The organism is Halorubrum saccharovorum DSM 1137 (assembly GCF_000337915.1).
Classification (GTDB): Archaea; Halobacteriota; Halobacteria; order Halobacteriales; family Haloferacaceae; genus Halorubrum; species Halorubrum saccharovorum.
The window spans coordinates 107,151-124,880 of sequence record NZ_AOJE01000012.1 but is presented as its reverse complement, the minus strand read 5'-3'; the positions used below and the strand labels follow the sequence as shown (position 1 = coordinate 124,880).

Here is a 17,730-nt window from a genome sequence, read left to right as displayed (position 1 = left end):
GGTGAATCTGTGGGTGCATCGTTCACTAGACGTCGTACACGTCGCTCGGCACGTACTGCGTCGTCTTGTCTTCCTCACGGAGGTCACAGCCGTCGCCCCCCTCGACCTCCTCGCGGAGGAAGCTCGGCCCGATGCGCTCGTTGTTCGTGAAGGACACCTCGTGGTTCTCGTCTGCGCGCGCGACTCGCATTTCGTGTTCCATGTGATGGGTCGCCCCGTCGAGCGTGAGGTCGCCCGACGGCGCGCTGATGTCGCGGCCCTCTTCGAGGACGTCGATGACTTCCTGTTGATCGAACGTGCCCGCCTCCTCGACGGCCTGCGCCCACAGGTACACCGAGAAGTAGTTGTTCTGGGCCTCCTGATTGAGGTAGTTCGCGTCCGGCCACCGCTCGTAGAAGTCCTCGACGAAGTTCTCCCCGTCGCGGAGGTCGCCGAGCTCCTCCATGTAGCTCACGCCGGCGTAGACGTTCGTGAGCGCCGGCGGGTCGTACCGGATGTGCTCGTGACCCTGCGCCATCGCCGTCGAGGTGCCGATCGGAATGTTCTCGAGGTCGTTCGTCGCCCGCTGGTCGTAGAAGTTCTCGTGGTTCGCCCCCACGAGCATCGACATGATGAAGTCGGGGTCCTCGCCCTGGATACGGTTGATGACCGACGAGAAGTCGGTCTCGTCCAGCGGGATGTACTCCTCCCCGACGATGTTGTAGCCGTTCTCCTGTGCGAGCACGTTCACCCAGTCGCCGGACAGCTGTCCGAAGTTGTAGTCGGCGGCGATGATGTAGATGTCCTCGCCGAACTCGTCGGCGAGGTACGGCGTCACGATCCCCAACTGCTGACGCGCGGTCGCGCCCACCGGGAAGATCGTGTTGTCACAGACGCCGCCCTCGTACTGCGTCGTGTAGAAGTACAGCTGCTCGTTCTCGTTGATGATCGGGCGGATCGCCTCCCGCGTCGCGCTCGAGTAGCCGGCCCAGAGCGCGTCGACTTGGTCCTGTAAGATCAGCCGCTCGGTGAGCTCTTGGTACCTTGAGTTGTCCGACTGCGGGTCCGGGTCGACGATCTCGATCTCCTCGCCGAGGAGCCCGCCGTTTTCGTTGATCTCCTCGAGCGCGAGACGCGTCGCCTGCCACTTCGAGGTCCCGTTGAGCTGGAAGTTCCCCGAGCGGTCCTCGAGGATCCCGACGGTCGGTCCGCCGCTTTCCCCGCTACCGCCGGAACACCCGGCCACCGAGATGCCGAGCGCGGTCGCGCCCGAAGCCAATGCCGAACGACGAGAGATCGATTCGTACATCATTCGTCAATCCCCACGATACTGCGATCTTTTTGGATAGATACAACGTTATTATCTGAATCCCGTGCCAATTGTCTTCTCATTTCAGACAATCCTCCGAAGATGGACTGATTACAAAAGACTTCTCCTCACGTCAATATGCATGGAAATACACTCACAAGAATTTATATGACCTAATATTGGATAGAGAATTGAACAGATGTTCAATAGTAGGTTGCGTCTCCAAGATGAGAACTGAAACACATGTCGTTATCGATAGATAACTGACGGTCTCGCCGAATCTGACGCGGATAGCGGCGGGGAGGTTCGCGCGAGCCGTCGATGCGCCGGTTTCGGTCCGATCAGCTCCGTCTCGTTTTCCGGCTGCGGGGAACGGGGCGGTGAAACTTGGCAAACGGCGAGTTTTCCTCACAGAGCGTCTGCAAACCGGCGCGACTGTCGAAAATATTGCCATGGATTTTGCTTATTTTCAATTCAAACGCTAATCTACGCCTATTACTACACTAAGAGGAAGTCTTTTACAAGTATTATCCAATTATTCTCCCAGAATGGTAGTCGATTTATCACCCGCGGTAGATCCCGGCAGACGGAGATCGCACCGATGAGTGATCTCGTACCCGGAGAACTGTTGCCGGCGGACGATCCGATCGAGATCAACGCCGGACGCGAGACGGCGTCGGTCACCGTCGAGAACACCGGTGACCGCCCCGCGCAGGTCGGCTCGCACTTCCACTTCTTCGAGTGCAACAAGGCGCTCGCGTTCGACCGCGAAGCCGCCTACGGGATGCGACTGGACATCCCCGCGGGAACGGCGATTCGGTTCGAGCCGGGCTGTGAGGAGGACGTCGACCTCGTCGCGTACGGCGGGGATCGGATCCTCCGCGGGATGGGCGGACTCGTCGAGGGGGATCTCGACGACGAGGAGGTTCGAGAAGCGGCCTTCGAGCGGGCCCGTGAGGCGGGCTACATGGGGGAAGGGGGATGAGTCGCGAGCTCTCCCGGAAGGCGTACACCGATCTCTTCGGCGCCACGGAGGGCGATCGGCTGCGTCTCGGCGACACCAACCTCCTCGCCGAGATCGAAACCGACCACGGCACCTACGGCGACGAGGCGGTGTTCGGCGGCGGCAAAACGATGCGCGACGGGATGGGGATGCAGCCCGGAACGACGCAGGCCGACGGGGCCCTCGACTGGGTCTACAGCAACGTCGTCGTAATCGACCCCGTCCTCGGCGTCCGGAAGGGTGACATCGGCGTCCGCAACGGGAAAGTGGCCGGTGTCGGCAAGGCCGGCAACCCGGACACGATGGACGGCGTCGACGACGGTCTGGTCATCGGCGCGAGCACCGACACGGTACCGGCCGACGGCCTCATCGCGACGCCCGGCGCGTTCGACATCCACGTCCACTTCAACAGCAAGGAGCTGTTCGAACACGCCTTGGCCAGCGGGATCACGACGATGTTCGGCGGGGGGTTCGGCGGCGGAGCGACGACCTGTACTCCCGGTCCCGAGAACACCGAACGCTTCCTGCAGGCGGCCGAGGAGTGGCCGATGAACGTCGGCTTCTACGCGAAGGGCAACGGGAGCCAACCCGAGCCGATCCGCGAGCAGATCGAGGCCGGCGCGACCGGTCTCAAACTCCACGAGGACTGGGGATCGACCCCCGCCGTGATCGACACCGCGCTCGACGTGGCCGACGAGGAGGACGTACAGGTCTGTATCCACACCGACACGCTCAACGAGTCCGGCTTCGTCGAGGACACCTTCGAGGCCATCGACGGACGGACGATCCACACCTTCCACATCGAGGGCGCGGGCGGCGGCCACGCTCCCGACGTGCTGGAACTGATCGGCCACGAGCACATGCTGCCGTCCTCGACGAACCCGTCGATGCCATACACCGTCAACACGTTCGACGAGCACCTGGACATGGTGATGGTCTGTCACCACCTCAACCCGGACGTCCCCGAGGACGTGGCCTTCGCCGAATCGCGGATCCGGTCGGAGACCATCGCCGCCGAGGACGTGCTCCACGACATGGGCGCGATCAGCATGATGACCTCCGACTCCCAGGCGATGGGTCGGATGGCGGAGGTGATCTGTCGGACGTGGCAGACCGCCCACAAGATGAAGGCCCAACGCGGGCCGCTCCCGGCCGACGAGGGGACGGGCGCGGACAACGCCCGGATCGAACGCTACATCGCGAAATACACCATCAATCCCGCGAAGGTCGCCGGCATCGACGAGTACGTCGGCTCGCTGGAGACGGGCAAGATGGCCGACATCGTGCTCTGGGAGCCGGAGTTCTTCGGCATCAAACCGAAGTACGTCATCAAGGGCGGCTTCCCCGTCCACAGCGAGATGGGCGAGGCCAACGGCTCGCTGATGACCTGCGAGCCGGTGATGCAGCGCTCGCGCGCCGGCGCGGTCGGCAAGGCGAAGAACGCCGTGAGCACGACCTTCGTCAGTAAAGCGGCGTACGAGAACGGCGTCGGCGACGAGCTGGGTCTCGACGCGCGGATACGTCCGGTCCGCGGCACCCGCGACGTCGGGAAGTCCGACATGCTGCACAACGACTACGCACCGGACGACATCGACATCGACGCCCAGACGTTCGAGGTCGAAGTCGACGGGGAACACGTGACGTGTGACCCCGCAGAGGAACTGCCGCTCGCACAGAGGTACACGCTATGAAACTCTCACCGAAAGACGACGAACGACTCACGATCTTCATGGCCGCGGAGCTGGCCAGGCGCCGGAAGGAACGCGGGATCGAACTCAACCACCCGGAGACGGTTGCGTACATCTCGGACTGGGTCTGTGAGCGCGCCCGCGAGGGGATGAACGTCGCCGAGATCCGCTCGGAGGCGACGAGCCTCCTGTCCCGCGAGGACGTGATGGAGGGCGTCCCCGAGATGGTCGACATGGTACAGGTCGAACCGACGTTCCCGGACGGCACCAAGCTCGTGACGGTCCACGACCCGATCCGGAGCGACACCACGGAGCAACTGGAATAATGGGGTACAGAGACGTCGCCAAGGTCGGTCTCGGAGGACCGGTCGGGTCGGGGAAGACCGCGCTCGTCCAGCGGCTCGTGCCGCGGCTCGACGACGCCGGCTACGACGTGGGCGTCATCGCGAACGACATCATGACACAGGAGGACGCCGACCGGCTCCGCGACTCGTTCGCCGACCGGCTTCCGACGGACCTGGTCGCCGGCGTCGAGACCGGGGCCTGCCCGCACACCGGGATCCGAGAGGACCCCTCGATGAACCTCGCGAAGATCGACGAGTTCACCGAACGGCATCCGGAGCTCGACGTCGTGTTGATCGAGTCGGGCGGCGACAACCTCGCCGCGACGTTCAACCCGGAGCTCGCCGACTACTTCATGTTCGTCATCTCGGTCGCCGAGGGCGACGATATCCCGCGGAAGCGCGGTCCCGGCGTCACGCAGGCCGACCTCCTCGTCGTCAACAAGACCGACCTCGCGCCGCACGTCGACGTGGACCTCGACGTGCTCCGCGACGACGCGGAGACGGTCCGCGGCGACGATCCGACGGTGTTCACGAACTGCAAGGCGGAAGAGGGAGTCGGCGAGGTCGTCGACTCGATCGAACGGAGCATTCTGTTCGCGTGAGCGCCGCCGACGACCCCGCCGACGACCCCGTCGTTCCGCCCGCCTTCCGCGAGTACGGCGACCAGCCCCTCCCGCAGTCGCCCGCCTTCGGCCACGGGAAAAACGGGATCGCCGACCTCGTCTTGGGTCGCGAGGGCGACAATCCAACCCGGCTGCTGTCGGACCTCGTGAAGGTGCCGTACCACCTGACCGGGACGCTCGACAGCGACCCCGCTCCCGGGCTCACGACGGTCTGCCTACAGGAGCCGACCGGCGGCGTCGCGCAGGGCGACCGTCACAGCCTCTCGGTCGAGGCCCGGTCGGGCGCGCGGGCACACGTGACCACGCAGAGCGCGACGAAGGTCCACAGCATGAAGGCCAACTACGCCCACCTGGACGCGACGCTGGTCGCAGAGTCGGGCGCCTATCTCGAGTACGTTCCCGGCCCGACCATCGTCAACGAGGACGCCCGCTGTCTGCAGACGACGACCGTCGAGATGGCCCCGGACGCGAGCGTCGTCGTCGGCGATATCTTCGTGCCGGACGGGCTGACCGACCACGAGCCGTTCGGCTTCGAGCACTACCACAGCCGGCTGGAGGCGAGCGTCGACGACGACTTGGTCTGTGCGGACGCCGTCGACCTCCGGCCCGCCGAGCGCGACCCGCGGGACCCGGCGACGGTCGGCGACTACGCCGTCGTCGGGACGCTGTACGCCTTCGCACCGACCGCGGCCGACGTCGACGCCCTCGCCGACGCGCTGCACGACCGACTGGCCGATCACGAAGTCGCCGCCGGCGCGTCGCTCCTCAAGGACGACGCCGGCGTGACCGTCCGCGTCCTCGGCGACCGGAGCACCGACGTCACCGCCGCCGTCGAGGCCGCGTGGGACGAGACCCGAGAAGCGCTGCTCGGCGTCGGCGCACCGCTGGAGGGCCGCGGCCGATGAGACGCGTCGACGGCGTCGTCGGCAACGTCGACCGTGACCCGGCCCTCGCTGACGCGGTCGCCGAGCACGAGCGCGCCGGAAGGCTGGAGACGGTCGTCCTCGACGACACCGAGCGGCGGCGGTCCCGACTCCGGGTGACGACCGACGCGGGGACCGACCTCGGCGTGCTTGTCGATCAGCCGGAACTCACCGCCGGCGACGTGCTGGTGCTCGACGACGACGGGGCCGTCGTCGTCGCCTTCGAGGAGCGCGAGGCCTTCGTCGTCGAGTTCCCGGCCGCCGAGGCGGCGGTGGCGACGGCGCTCGAACTCGGCCACCGGATCGGCAACCAACACTGGGACCTCGCCGTCGAGGGCGACACCGTGTACGTCCCGGTCGAGGCCGATCGGGCGATCATCGAAGACGTGTTGGGGCCGTACCTCCCGGCAGAGGCGACGACGCGCTACGAAACCGTCGGCGCAGAGCTGTTCACCGACGGCGATAGCGATCAAACCGCGGATCGCGGTGCCGAGCACGACCACACGGGCGAGCACGGCCACGGTCACGCGCATGGCGACGACCGCTCGCATGACCACGACGACCGCTCGCATGACCACGGCGGCCGCGATCACGGTCACGGCGGCCACGATCACGATCACGGCGGCCACGATCACGGTCACGAGAAGGACGCGACATCGCCGGCCGCGGAGGACCGATGACCTCGTCCGCGGCGCTGTTGACGGCGATGCGGCTCTCGGATTCGATGCTCCCGGTTGGGACCTACACCGCCTCTTACGGCGTCGAGCAGTACCTCAACGAAGACGAGATCGAGACGGCGGACGAGTTGGGTGAGCTCCTCGGTGGGTATCTCCGAGGCGTGATCGGCCCCGCCGAGACCGTCGCGCTCGGCCACGCCCACCGGTCGGCCGCGGCCGGCGACCTCGACGGCGTGCTGGCGGCCGACGAGCGGCTCGGCGCGGCGACGCTGCCGGCGGAGTTCCGCGACAGCTCGACGAAGGCCGGTCGGAAGCTGCTGGAGCTGCTCGCCGAGACGGACGGCGACCCGGTCGACGACGGCGGTGGCGGAGCGGCCGCCGGCGACGGCGGTGGCGGAGCGGCCACCGGCGACGGCGGCGGGGCGGTCGACGGTGTCAACGGGGACCCGGCGGCCGGTGACGGCGCCGACCCGCTCGCTCGGGCCGCAGTCGACGGGACCGTCGCCGAGTTCGCGGCGGCCTGCGAGGCCGGACGCGCCGACGGCCACTATCCGGTCGTCCTCGGCGTCGTCTGTCAGCGGGCGGGACTCAGCAGCCGAGAAGCGGCGCTGGCGAACGCCTACGGTTCGGTGAGCGGACTGCTCGCGGCCGCCCAGCGACTCGGCCGGTTCGGGCACACGGCGATCCAATCGCAGCTCTCTGCGCTGTTCCCGGTGATCGAGTCGGTCTCGGACCGGTACCACGACGCCGAGCTCGACGCGATGTGCTCGTTCGCGCCGCTGGCCGACGTGATGGGAATGTCCCACGAGCGGGCCGACCGACGGCTCTTCATGAGCTGACCGGCGTCGCTACCGGTCCGCCTCGACCACGGTGAGCTTGACCTGATGAACGCCTTTCAGGGGGCGAATCCGCGACAGCAACGACTCGATCCGCTCGCCCGCCCCGTCGACGGCGATCGACTCCAGACAGAGGTGCTCGCTGATGTGAACGTGGTGCACGGCGATGATCGTCTCCGTGAAGTCGTGTTGCAGCTCGGTCAGCTCGTCGGTCACACCGCTGTGTTCGTGTTCGTAGAGGACGACTACCGTTCCGCTGAGACGCCCGGAGAGTCCGGTCTGCCGGTTGAACTCCGTGACGAACGCGCGGAGGGCGTCTCTGGTCGCTTCGGAGCGACTGTCGTACTCGCCGGCGTCGACCACCCCCTCCAGTTCCGCGAGAAGGCTCGGCGGGAGTGTGACGCTCATCCGGTCGACGTCTTGGCTCATACCCCCGTGTTTTCCCAGCAGTCGCTTAACCGTTGATGCCCGCGTGCTTGGTGGGTATTCCACCATACAATATTACGATTAAGAGGAGAAGTATTATCAGGGCTCTACAGAGGTTGTGAGACAAATGCACATTCCCGACGGTTTCCTCGATCCGCTGATCGCGGGCCTCTTCTGGGTCGCTTCCGGCGTTGCGATCGGAATCGCGGTCAGGCGCGCTCGGGACAAACTCGGCGACGAGCGCACGCCGCTTCTCGGCGTCGTCGCAGCGGGTATTTTCGCCGCACAGATGTTGAACTGGCCGATTCCGGGAGGGACGAGCGCGCACTTTGTCGGCGGCGCGTTCGCCGGCATCCTCTTGGGCCCCTCTCTCGGCGTCCTCGCGATGACCGCCGTCGTGACTATTCAGGCGCTCGTGTTCGGCGACGGCGGCATCATCGCGCTCGGCGGGAACCTTTTCGCGATGGCCGTCGTCGACGTGCTCGTCGGCTACGCCATCTTTCGGGCGCTCAGGGGCGTCCACGAGACCGGTGCCGCCTTCGTCGCCGGCTGGGGAGCGATCACCGTCTCGGCGCTCGCGGTCGGGCTCGGCGTCGGGCTCTCGTCGGCGTTCGCCTACGAACTGGGCCTGACCGTGTCGATCATGGTCGTGGGTCACACGGTGTTGGGCCTCATCGAAGGGGCGATCACCGCCGCCGTGTACGGCTTCGTCGCGAACGCCCGGCCGGATCTCGTTCTCGGCCGGTTCGACGACGACTCGCTGTCCCCGGAGGTGGGCCTGTGAACGGCCTCGTCTCGGACTCGTGGATGCGACGGGCGCTCCTCGGGCTCCTCGTTCTCGTCGTCTTGGCTCCCGCGTTCGGCTGGGCCTCGGGCGCCGTCGGCTACGCCGAACCGCTGGAAAACGCCGCCGAGGCGACGGGCGCTGCCGACGCGGCCGCCCCGATCGCCCCCGGTCTCCTCCCCGACTACGCGGTGCCGGGCCTCGACGCGCCGCTCGGAACGCTCGTGTCGGCCGCCGTCGGGACGGGGCTCACGCTGGCAGCCGCGCTCGGAGCCGGGCGACTGTTAGAACGGTGACCGGCGTCGTCGGGCGCTCTGTCGAGGCCATCACGGGCGCGCTCCGGAGCGTCTTCGCGGCCGAACGGATCGCCGCGTCAGACGGGTTCCTCCAGCGTCGCGACCCCCGGGCGTCGCTGTGTGCCGTCGCCGGCCTCGCGCTGGCGGTGATGATCACCCGAACCCTCGCGGTGACGCTCCTCCTCGGCGCCGTGACGGTCGCGCTGGCGCGGCTGTCGAAGGTGCCGCTACGGCGGTTGCTCGCGCGCTCGGCGGTCGTCCCGCTTACGTCCGCGTTTATCGTCCTCCCACAGGCGGTGCTGCTGCCCGGAGACGTACTCGTCGAGGCGTTCGGCATCGCCGTCACCGACGCCGGCGTCTCGTACGTCGTCCTGTTCACGCTCCGGGTCGGAACCGGAGTCGCTCTCCTGTCGCTGATCGTGGTGACGACGCGGTTCTCATCGGTTATCGCCGCCATGAAGGCGCTTCGAGTTCCGGTCGCGCTCGTGTGGGTGATCGCGGTCACGTACCGGTACCTGTTCCTGTTTTTCGATGAGCTGCAGCGGCTGGTCCTGGCGCGAAACAGTCGGACGGCCGGGCGATCGACCGTCCGCGGCGGGTGGCGTGACGTGAAGCGGATCGCGGGGACGTTCCTGTTGCGAACGATCGACCGCGGCGAGCGAGTCGGGCGCGGGATGCGGGCTCGGGGCGGTGCCCGGCCGCCGTCGCCGTACGATCGGACACGGACCGTCGATGGGTGCGATTACGCCTTGGTCGCGTTCGCGGCTGCGACGGTCATCGGCTCGTGGGTGATCCGATGGGGCCTGTGATAGACGCGCGGCAACTGTCGCACGAGTATCCGGACGGGACGACGGCGATTCGGAATATCACGCTCACCATCGAGGAGGGCGAACGAGTCGCGGTCATCGGCGCGAACGGGTCGGGAAAGAGCACGCTGCAGCTCGCGCTCGGCGGGCTCATCGACACGTCGACCGGCACGGTGGAGTACTTCGAGGAGACGACGGACGCCGAGGATGTCCGGGACCGACTCGGCGTGTTGCTCCAGGATCCGGACGACTACCTGTTCAACACGACGGTTCGCGAGGATCTCGAATACGGGCCGGCCCAGCTCGGGATGCCGCGGCAGGCGGCAGCCCGGCGGATAGAGCGACTCGCCGACCGGCTCGGCCTGAGCGGCCTGTTGGACCGAGCGCCGTTCCGGCTTTCGGGGGGCGAAAAGCAGCGAGCGGCGGTCGCGAGTGTCCTGACGTTCGATCCCGACGTGCTGTTGCTGGACGAACCGCTCGGAGCCGTCGACGACCGGTACCGGGAACGCATCCTCGAACTGATGACCGCTCACGAGGGGACCGTGGTGCTGTTCACGCCGTCGCCGGATCTCGTCCCGGAAGTCGCCGATCGGGTGATACTCGTCGGACAGAACGGCTCCGCCGTCGCGGACGGTCCCGTCCGAGAGATCCTCACGGACGGGTCGCTACTGAGGGATCACGGGCTCCGACCGCCGACAACGGTACAGCTGTTCGACGGGATCCTCGACGCCGACGAGGTCCCGCTAACCGTCTCAGAGGCGCGGAAGTACCTCTCGCGCGAGATGCGGTAGCGGGCTCCGCGGCCGATCCACCCCTGTGGGCCTCTGCGAGACGCTCTCCGGGTCGGCCGAGGCGACTGCCGAGCCGCGACCGGAGCCTCCGACCCCCTCACGCCAGATCGCGGTCCTCGTCGGCGTGCGCCCGGACCCAGAGCTCGCCGATCCGCGAGAGGGTGGTCCGGTAGGACTTCCCGCGCTCCTCGCGCTCGATGTACCCCTTGCCGCCGGGGCCGAGCCGGTCGACGTTGTAGATCACCTTCGAGCGGAACGAGTCGGTGTACTCCTCGTTGAGGTCGTCCGCGAGCGTCTCGGCCAGTTCAGAGACCGACGCGAACTCGCCGTGCTCGCCGAGGGTGAAGAGGACGAGCTCCTCGAACGGCTTGACGTTCTGGAAGGAGGCGACGGGGAGTTCGATCACGTGGCTGTCGCCGATGCGCTTCGCGCCGATTGTGGTGCCGCGCTCGTCGAACTCCGCGAGCAGGTCGGTGGTGCTCGCGAGGCGGTCGGCGACGCGGTCGGGGTCGACGCCCGCGCCCGCAATGGCGTCGTCGGCTCCCTCATTCTCTCCCTCGACCAGGTCGCGCAGGAGGTCCCGCGTCGCGCGCAACTCCTCGGCGAGCTCGGTCTCTAAGTACTTCTCCGGGGCGGTGTAGTAGGTGTGGATCCGGTCGCGGTCGTCCTGGCGCTCGACCATGATCGAGTGGGCCGCGGTCGCGAACGCGAAGGAGACGGGTCGGGGCATCGAACAGAGGTTCACCCACACCTCGCGCTTGTCGGCGGCGTCGCCGTCTCCCGGCTCGTTCCGTTCGTCCCGATCGAGCTCCGCGTTGATCAGGTCGTACGCGCGCTCGAAGGCGGCGTCGTAGTCGTACACGTCGTCCAGTCGCTCGCGGACCGTCTCCGCGCCGAGCAGGTTCCGGAAGTCCTGTTCGAGCTTGCGAGCGATGTTGCGCGAGTACTCGACGTTGGCCTCGCTGCCGACCGTCCCCTCCAAGAGGATCACCCGGTCGACGTCGAACTGGTCCCGGATGAGCGGGGCGATCATGCGGTCGTAGTCGAACCCGACCGGCACGATGTGCGTCTGCATGGATGGGGATATGGCGAGACGCAGTTATAAACGACCGCAAGCGACCGCGGAAGTCCGCCGCCCGCCACACACCGATCGATCCTTCCGCGAGCAGTAGCGTTATTCTCCCGACGCCCCTACTGCGAAGTGGTATGTCACAACAAGGCGTCCAAGAGGAGCTCTACGTCGACCGGTACACGCTCGGGCTGGTCGGCCCCGACCAGGAGTGGGCCGGCACGGTCGCGGACGGCGGAACGGTGGAGACGTACACGCCGCCGGGCTGTTGGGGCCCGATGGTGACGCCCTCGTTCCGGGGCGGCCACGAGGTGACCCGCCCGATCCGGGTCGAGGGCGCCGAGGTCGGCGACGCCGTCGCCATCCACATCCGCGACGTGACGGTGACGAGCATGGCCACGAGCACGGGATCGATGGCGGAGCGCGAGGGCGCGTTCGGCGACGACCCCTTCGTCGACCACCGCTGTCCCGAGTGCGGAACGACGTGGCCCGACTCCGTCGTCGAGGGCACGGGCGAGGACGCGATCCGCTGTGCCGAGTGCGGCGCCAACGCCTCCTCGTTCGGCTTCGAGTACGGCTACACCGTCGCGTTCGACCACGAGAACGCGGTCGGGATCACCCTCGATAAGGACGGCGCCCACGAGCTCGCGCTCGACGCCGAGCGCGTGATGGACATCCCCGAGAACGCCCGGCAACACCCGATCCTGCTGTACGAGCCCGACGGGATGCCCGGCACGCTCGGTCGCCTCCGGCCCTTCATCGGGAACATCGGAACGACGCCCTCGGTGACGATGCCGGACTCGCACAACGCGGGCGACTTCGGCCAGAGCCTCATCGGCGCCGACCACGACTACGGCGTCGAGACCGAGGCCGACCTGGAGAAGCGCACCGACGGGCACATGGACATCCCGGAGGTCCGCGCGGGCGCCACGCTGATCTGTCCCGTCGAGATCGACGGCGGCGGGGGGTACGTCGGCGACCTCCACGCGAACCAGGGCGACGGCGAACTCTCCCTCCACACCACCGACGTGAGCGGCACCGTCACCATGGACGTGGAGGTGATCGAGGACCTCGACATCGACGGCCCCGTGCTCCTCCCGAACGAGGAGGACCTGCCCTTCATCAGCAAGCCCTACAGCGACGCGGAGCGCGAGGCCGGCCGTGACCTCGGCGCGGAGCACGGCGTCGACGTCGAGGACGACATGGCCCCGATTCAGGTCGTCGGCTCCGGCGCCACCGTCAACGACGCCACCCAGAACGCCTTCGACCGCGCGGGGAAACTGCTCGATATGAGCGAGGGCGAGATCCGCGCCCGGTGTACCTTCACCGGCGGCGTCCAGATCGGCCGGCTCCCCGGCGTCGTCCAGCTCGACGTGCTGGCGCCGCTGGACCTGCTCGACGAGCGCGGACTCGGCGACGCGGCGCGGGAGCAGTACGGGCTGTGACCCCTCTCGATCCTCGAACCGTCGGCCCCCGACGCGGGCCGCCGGCTCTCCCACCCGCGCCGCCGGAAGGAAAGCCGTAATTCCCCGGCCGCGAAACGCACGTATATGGACGCACGCGTTCGCGAACACGCGGAGATCATCGCCGACCACTCGACCGACATTCAGTCGGGCGACGATGTGGTCATCCAGATGCCGAAGGAGGCCGAGGACCTCGCGGTCGCCCTCCACGAGGTCTGCGGGGACCGCGGCGCCAACCCCGTCTACCTCAACTACTCGAAGCGCGCCCAGCGCGCGTTCAAGCGCTCGTCCGAGGAGTTCACCGAGCCGAGCCACCGACGCGCCCTCTACGAGGAGGCCGACGTGTTCGTCATCGCGCGCGGCGGCGCGAACGCCACCGAGGACGCCGACATCGAGCCCGAGACCAACGCGGCGTACAACCGCGCGATGGAGGAGGTCAAGCGGACGCGGCTCTCGAAGACGTGGTGTCTCACGCAGTACCCGACCGCGAGCCACGCCCAGCTCGCCGGGATGAGCACCGAGGCGTACGAGAACTTCGTGTGGGACGCCGTCTCGCTCGACTGGGACGAACAGCGCGCGTTCCAGGAGGAGATGGTGGCGATCCTCGACGACGCCGACGAGGTCCGAATCAGGTCGGGCGAGGAGACCGACCTCACGCTCGACGTCTCCGGCAACTCCACGCTCAACGACTACGGCGAGGCGAACCTCCCCGGCGGCGAGGTGTTCACGGCCCCGACCCGCGACGGCGTCGACGGCGAGGTCTACTTCGACCTCCCGCTGTACCGCTACGGTCGCGAGATCGAGGGGGTCCGGCTCCGGTTCGAGGACGGGGAGGTCGTCTCCCACTCCGCCAAGCGCAACGAGGACCTGCTCTCCGGCATCCTCGACACGGACGAGGGCTCCCGGCGCCTCGGCGAGCTCGGCATCGGCATGAACCGCCAGATCGACCGGTTCACCTACAACATGCTGTTCGACGAGAAGATGGGCGACACCGTCCACATGGCGGTCGGCTCCGCGTACCCGGAGACGGTCGGCGGGGAGAACGAGGTCAACGAGTCCGCCGAGCACGTCGACATGATCGTCGACATGAGCGAGGACTCCGTCATCGAGGTCGACGGCGAGGTCGTCCAGCGCGACGGGACGTTCGTGTTCGAGGACGGGTTCTGAGGGCGGTCGCGTTTCGGGCCGACGGCCGTCCTCGGGAGCGGGTTTTTGGTGCAGATTTTTGCCGGCCGAGCGAAGCGAGGCCGGGAAAAAGGTGCGACTGGGACGTTCGTGTTCGAGGACGGGTTCTGAGGGCGGTCGCGTTTCGGGCCGACGGCATCGGCGTCGCGGACGCCGCTCACCCGGGATCAGACGCGGACCGACGCACGCTCCGGCGGACGAACGCCGCGTACGCGACGACGAGCACGGCGAACAGCCCGACGGTGCCGAGCGCGGCGGCGCCCGGATAGCCGGCGAGCGGCGCGATCTCGCCCTCGGGCGCCGCGACGAGATCGACGACGCCGGTGCCGACCGACACCGCGAGGACGGCGAGCCACATCGTTCCCACCGCGTACCCGATCTCGACGAGCCGGTCGGTTCGTGCCGCGTGCGCGACGATCGCGCCGCCGCCGACGACCGGGACCGCGACGAGCGGGCTCGTCGGATCGGCGAGGAGGACGCTCCCGCCGAGCGCGATCGCCGTCCAGTACACGGCGACGGCGACGACCGTGCGGAGCCAGTCGGGGACGGACACGGCGTACGGGTTCGGGGGGATCCCATAAAACGATCGGGGGAAAACGCAGCGCGGTCGGGGAACACGCCGCCGTCGTCCCCCTCGCGTCGCACGCGGTGTTTATCCCCCGGGGGTGCGTATGGCGACGTATGCCCGAAGAAGTCCTCTTCGAGTCGGAGAGCCGCCGAACCCGCGCCGAGATCGCCGCGTACCTCCGGACCGTCGCGGACTCGCTGGAGTCCGGCAGCGCGGTCACCCTGAAGCAGGACGAGCGGTCCGTGACGATGGACCCGCCAGCGCGACCGGCGTTCGAGGTGAAAGCCGAGCGCGAGGGACCGGCCGACGGTCCTGGCGAGCTCAGCGTCGAGTTCGAACTGGAGTGGGACGAGGAGAGCGACGGGGAGGGCGGTAACGGGAACGGGGAGTTGACGATAGAGTAGGTCGCGCTGCGGGTGTCGCGGGAAATCAGTTGTTTCGGGGCCGACGAGCCCTACGGGGCGTTTCCGGGGATCTCGACGAACGCGTCACGGGCAGAGAGGTGATCGAGGGTGTCGTCGACGCGGTCTCGGACCGCCTCCATCTGGTCGATGAGGTCCTCGTACTCCTCGGTGTTCGTCATGTCGGAGGCCTCCAGCGCGGCCTTCTTCGACGCCAGCGCGAAGAACTTCTGGCTGTGCTCGTCGAACTTCGCGCGCTGGAGCAGCACCTCCACGAGCGCGAGTAGGTCCTCCTTCGTGACGGGCTTCGTCTTGTAGTCGTCGAACGGCATGTCGACGATGTCCACGTCGGGCTCGACCGCGGTCAGCATCGCGATCCGCGCGTCGTACCCCTCCCCGCGGATCGCCTCCAGCACCTCGTGGCCCGACATGTCGGGCATCCGCCGGTCGAGGAGGACCACCTCGACGGTGTCGTCCATCAGCGAGAGGGCCTCCTCGCCGTCGGTGGCGATCCGAACCTCGTAGGCCGCGTCGAGGTACACCCGGTACAGCTCGGCCAGGTCTGGCTCGTCGTCGACCGCGAGAACCGTGGGGCGCGCTTCGGCGTCGCTCATGTTCGGGAGGCTGTGGTCCGCTGATCGCCTGCCGGGAGCCCTGGCCCGGCGCGGCCGGCCGCTGTTCGTGCGCTCATAACGCGAGCTACTCACACAACCCGTTAAAACGTTGACCCATGAGTATCAAAAACGATATTCTCTCGGATCCGGCGATCGAGCCGTTCGCGTTCGCTGGACGTGAGGTTCTCCGCGGTCGGACCAGGAGACCGCCGTGACCCAAAGGCACATTTACGCGCGCTTCTTAGTCGGGACCAACGAATGTCTCACAGCCCCTCATTACCTGACCGCCCCCGTCTGGAACTCGATCCGGAGATGAGCGAGACGGAGCGGCTTGAGGCGATCCGTCAGCACTACCGGCGGATACGGCAGGTGAACGACGAACTCGAAGAGCGGCTCGACGACGCGCAGGACCGGCGCGGCGAACTGAAGGCCGACGTCGACGAGTTGAAACGCGAGAACGAGGTGCTGAAGACCTCGTCGCTGTACATCGCCTCCGTCGAGGAGATCACGGACGACGGCATCGTCATCAAGCAGCACGGCAACAACCAGGAGGTGCTGACGCAGGCGTCCACGACGCTCGAATCCGACCTCCGGCCGGGCGACCGCGTCGCGATCAACGACTCCTTCGCGGTCCAGCAGGTGCTCGACGACGAGACCGACTCCCGGGCGCAGGCGATGGAGGTCACCGAGTCGCCCGACGTCACCTACGACGACATCGGCGGGATCGACGATCAGATCCGCGAGGTCCGCGAGGCCGTCGAGGACCCGCTCGACGACCCCGAGCAGTTCGAGGCGGTCGGGGTCGAGCCGCCGAGCGGCGTCCTCCTGCACGGCCCGCCGGGAACGGGGAAGACGATGCTGGCGAAGGCGGTCGCCAACGAGTCCGACGCCACCTTCATCAAGATGGCCGGCTCCGAGCTCGTCCGGAAGTTCATCGGCGAGGGCGCCCGGCTCGTTCGAGACCTGTTCGAGCTCGCCGCCGAGCGCGAGCCCGCCGTCATCTTCATCGACGAGATCGACGCCGTCGCCGCCAAGCGCACGGACTCGAAGACCTCGGGCGACGCCGAGGTCCAGCGGACGATGATGCAGCTGCTCTCGGAGATGGACGGCTTCGACGACCGCGGCGAGGTCCGGATCATGGCCGCCACCAACCGCTTCGACATGCTCGACGAGGCCATCCTGCGCCCCGGCCGCTTCGACCGCCTCATCGAGGTGCCCGAGCCGAACGCGGAGGGCCGCGAGCGCATCCTGGAGATCCACACCCAGGACATGAACGTCGCCGACGACACCGACGTGGGCGCGGTCGCGGCGGATCTGGAGGGGTACAGCGGCGCCGACATCGCCTCGCTCGCCACCGAGGCCGGGATGTTCGCGATCCGCGACGGGCGCACCGAGGTCACGCAGGCGGACTTCGAGCAGGCGCGCGAGAAGCTACAGGACGCCGAGCAGACCGAAGAGCGGGTCATCAACTACCAGTACTAGATGGACGAGACGGACGAGACGGACGAGACGTACTGAGCGGAGATCTGTTTCGTGTCCTGCGGGAGGTTTGACGGTCGGTGAGCGACGAACACCGCCGAAGCTCCGGTCGCTCGGCTGGACGCGACTCACTGCCGATCGACCACCAACACCGCCAAAGCCCCGGTCGCGAGAACTCGATGCGCTCGGTGCGGTCCTCTGTCGGTCGCTGACGCTCCCTCCTTGCGGTCCTTCCGTCGCGCGTCTTCGTCCTCGCGACCCCTTTGAGTCCGTCCCGCACTCCACAGCACCCCACCTCACGCCTCCCCACCCTCGCGGTTCGCGCTCCGCGAGCGCTCACCGCGTCCCTCGCGCCGTCGGCTCGCGGCCCGTTGGGCCGCTCGCCGGGGCGCGCCACCGCACCTGCTTATAACCGCTTGCCGTCGCTGCGGTCGGTTCGTAACCCCTTACCTCCCGCGCCGTCGAC

General features: G+C 67.7%; 20 protein-coding genes. 15 read left to right on the top strand and 5 right to left on the bottom strand.

The genetic code is table 11. The annotated features are described in order from the left end of the window. Positions 1–25 precede the first annotated feature (25 nt). Positions 26–1,291, bottom strand: a complete 1,266-nt coding sequence (locus tag C471_RS04680; protein ID WP_004046896.1) for an urea ABC transporter substrate-binding protein — start codon at positions 1,289–1,291, stop codon at positions 26–28. A 598-nt stretch (positions 1,292–1,889) separates the two neighbouring features. On the opposite strand from C471_RS04680, the gene C471_RS04675 reads away from it, so the two are divergent. Genes C471_RS04675 through C471_RS04645 form a run of 7 tightly spaced genes read left to right on the top strand, consistent with a single transcriptional unit; the run spans position 1,890 to position 7,385 of the window. Continuing rightward, positions 1,890–2,273 (top strand): urease subunit beta, encoded by a 384-nt coding sequence (locus tag C471_RS04675; RefSeq protein WP_004046895.1) that lies wholly within the window; start codon positions 1,890–1,892, stop codon positions 2,271–2,273. Then, positions 2,270–3,982: an urease subunit alpha gene (ureC, locus tag C471_RS04670; RefSeq protein WP_004046894.1), complete on the top strand. Its 1,713-nt coding sequence runs from the start codon at positions 2,270–2,272 to the stop codon at positions 3,980–3,982. Before C471_RS04675 ends, ureC begins: the two co-directional genes overlap by 4 nt. Next, positions 3,979–4,305 (top strand): urease subunit gamma, encoded by a 327-nt coding sequence (locus C471_RS04665; RefSeq protein ID WP_004046893.1) that lies wholly within the window; start codon positions 3,979–3,981, stop codon positions 4,303–4,305. Before ureC ends, C471_RS04665 begins: the two co-directional genes overlap by 4 nt. Next, complete coding sequence (gene ureG, locus C471_RS04660) at positions 4,305–4,925, top strand: urease accessory protein UreG (RefSeq protein WP_004046892.1); 621 nt, start codon at positions 4,305–4,307, stop codon at positions 4,923–4,925. Before C471_RS04665 ends, ureG begins: the two co-directional genes overlap by 1 nt. Continuing rightward, positions 4,922–5,851: an urease accessory protein UreD gene (locus tag C471_RS04655; protein ID WP_004046891.1), complete on the top strand. Its 930-nt coding sequence runs from the start codon at positions 4,922–4,924 to the stop codon at positions 5,849–5,851. Before ureG ends, C471_RS04655 begins: the two co-directional genes overlap by 4 nt. Beyond that, on the top strand, positions 5,848–6,549 hold the full coding sequence (gene ureE, locus C471_RS04650) for an urease accessory protein UreE (RefSeq protein ID WP_004046890.1): 702 nt from the start codon (positions 5,848–5,850) through the stop codon (positions 6,547–6,549). The genes C471_RS04655 and ureE overlap by 4 nt, the downstream gene beginning before the upstream one ends. Further along, the gene (locus C471_RS04645; RefSeq protein WP_004046889.1) at positions 6,546–7,385 is read left to right on the top strand and encodes an urease accessory protein UreF; all 840 of its coding nucleotides are present in this window, start codon (positions 6,546–6,548) and stop codon (positions 7,383–7,385) included. Before ureE ends, C471_RS04645 begins: the two co-directional genes overlap by 4 nt. A 9-nt stretch (positions 7,386–7,394) precedes the next feature. On the opposite strand, the gene C471_RS04640 is transcribed toward C471_RS04645, so the two are convergent. Beyond that, positions 7,395–7,811: a CopG family ribbon-helix-helix protein gene (locus tag C471_RS04640; RefSeq protein ID WP_004046888.1), complete on the bottom strand. Its 417-nt coding sequence runs from the start codon at positions 7,809–7,811 to the stop codon at positions 7,395–7,397. 124 nt (positions 7,812–7,935) lie between these two features. Between C471_RS04640 and C471_RS04635 the strand changes: the two genes are divergently transcribed. The 4 genes from C471_RS04635 to C471_RS04620 are packed head-to-tail and all read left to right on the top strand — an operon-like array spanning position 7,936 to position 10,485. Beyond that, positions 7,936–8,592, top strand: coding sequence for an energy-coupling factor ABC transporter permease (locus tag C471_RS04635; RefSeq protein WP_004046887.1), 657 nt, complete (start codon positions 7,936–7,938; stop codon positions 8,590–8,592). After that, entirely contained in the window at positions 8,589–8,888 is a 300-nt protein-coding gene (locus C471_RS04630) for a PDGLE domain-containing protein (RefSeq protein WP_004046886.1), read from the top strand. Before C471_RS04635 ends, C471_RS04630 begins: the two co-directional genes overlap by 4 nt. Next, positions 8,885–9,697 carry a cobalt ECF transporter T component CbiQ gene (cbiQ, locus tag C471_RS04625; RefSeq protein ID WP_004046885.1) on the top strand — a complete coding sequence of 271 codons (813 nt, stop codon included), beginning with the start codon at positions 8,885–8,887 and terminating at the stop codon, positions 9,695–9,697. Before C471_RS04630 ends, cbiQ begins: the two co-directional genes overlap by 4 nt. Further along, a complete protein-coding gene (locus C471_RS04620; RefSeq protein WP_049908963.1) occupies positions 9,685–10,485 on the top strand; it encodes an energy-coupling factor ABC transporter ATP-binding protein in 801 nt (266 codons plus the stop codon). The genes cbiQ and C471_RS04620 overlap by 13 nt, the downstream gene beginning before the upstream one ends. A gap of 97 nt (positions 10,486–10,582) precedes the next feature. On the opposite strand, the gene C471_RS04615 is transcribed toward C471_RS04620, so the two are convergent. Beyond that, a complete protein-coding gene (locus tag C471_RS04615; protein ID WP_004046883.1) occupies positions 10,583–11,560 on the bottom strand; it encodes an HFX_2341 family transcriptional regulator in 978 nt (325 codons plus the stop codon). A gap of 131 nt (positions 11,561–11,691) precedes the next feature. Between C471_RS04615 and C471_RS04610 the strand changes: the two genes are divergently transcribed. Beyond that, entirely contained in the window at positions 11,692–12,999 is a 1,308-nt protein-coding gene (locus C471_RS04610) for an acetamidase/formamidase family protein (protein WP_004046882.1), read from the top strand. A gap of 105 nt (positions 13,000–13,104) precedes the next feature. Further along, a complete protein-coding gene (locus C471_RS04605; RefSeq protein ID WP_004046881.1) occupies positions 13,105–14,184 on the top strand; it encodes an aminopeptidase in 1,080 nt (359 codons plus the stop codon). Between the two features lie 175 nt (positions 14,185–14,359). Here the strand turns inward: C471_RS04605 and C471_RS04600 are convergent, their stop codons facing one another. After that, positions 14,360–14,755 carry a hypothetical protein gene (locus C471_RS04600; protein ID WP_004046880.1) on the bottom strand — a complete coding sequence of 132 codons (396 nt, stop codon included), beginning with the start codon at positions 14,753–14,755 and terminating at the stop codon, positions 14,360–14,362. Positions 14,756–14,883: 128 nt separating this feature from the next. Here C471_RS04600 and C471_RS04595 point away from each other — a divergent pair, with 128 nt between their 5' ends. Further along, a complete protein-coding gene (locus C471_RS04595; RefSeq protein WP_004046879.1) occupies positions 14,884–15,174 on the top strand; it encodes an amphi-Trp domain-containing protein in 291 nt (96 codons plus the stop codon). Between the two features lie 50 nt (positions 15,175–15,224). Here C471_RS04595 and C471_RS04590 read toward each other — a convergent pair whose 3' ends face one another. Next, a complete protein-coding gene (locus C471_RS04590; protein WP_004046878.1) occupies positions 15,225–15,785 on the bottom strand; it encodes a response regulator in 561 nt (186 codons plus the stop codon). 258 nt (positions 15,786–16,043) lie between these two features. On the opposite strand from C471_RS04590, the gene pan2 reads away from it, so the two are divergent. Beyond that, positions 16,044–17,267: a proteasome-activating nucleotidase Pan2 gene (gene pan2 / locus C471_RS04585; protein ID WP_004046877.1), complete on the top strand. Its 1,224-nt coding sequence runs from the start codon at positions 16,044–16,046 to the stop codon at positions 17,265–17,267. The last annotated feature ends 463 nt before the right edge of the window (positions 17,268–17,730 follow it).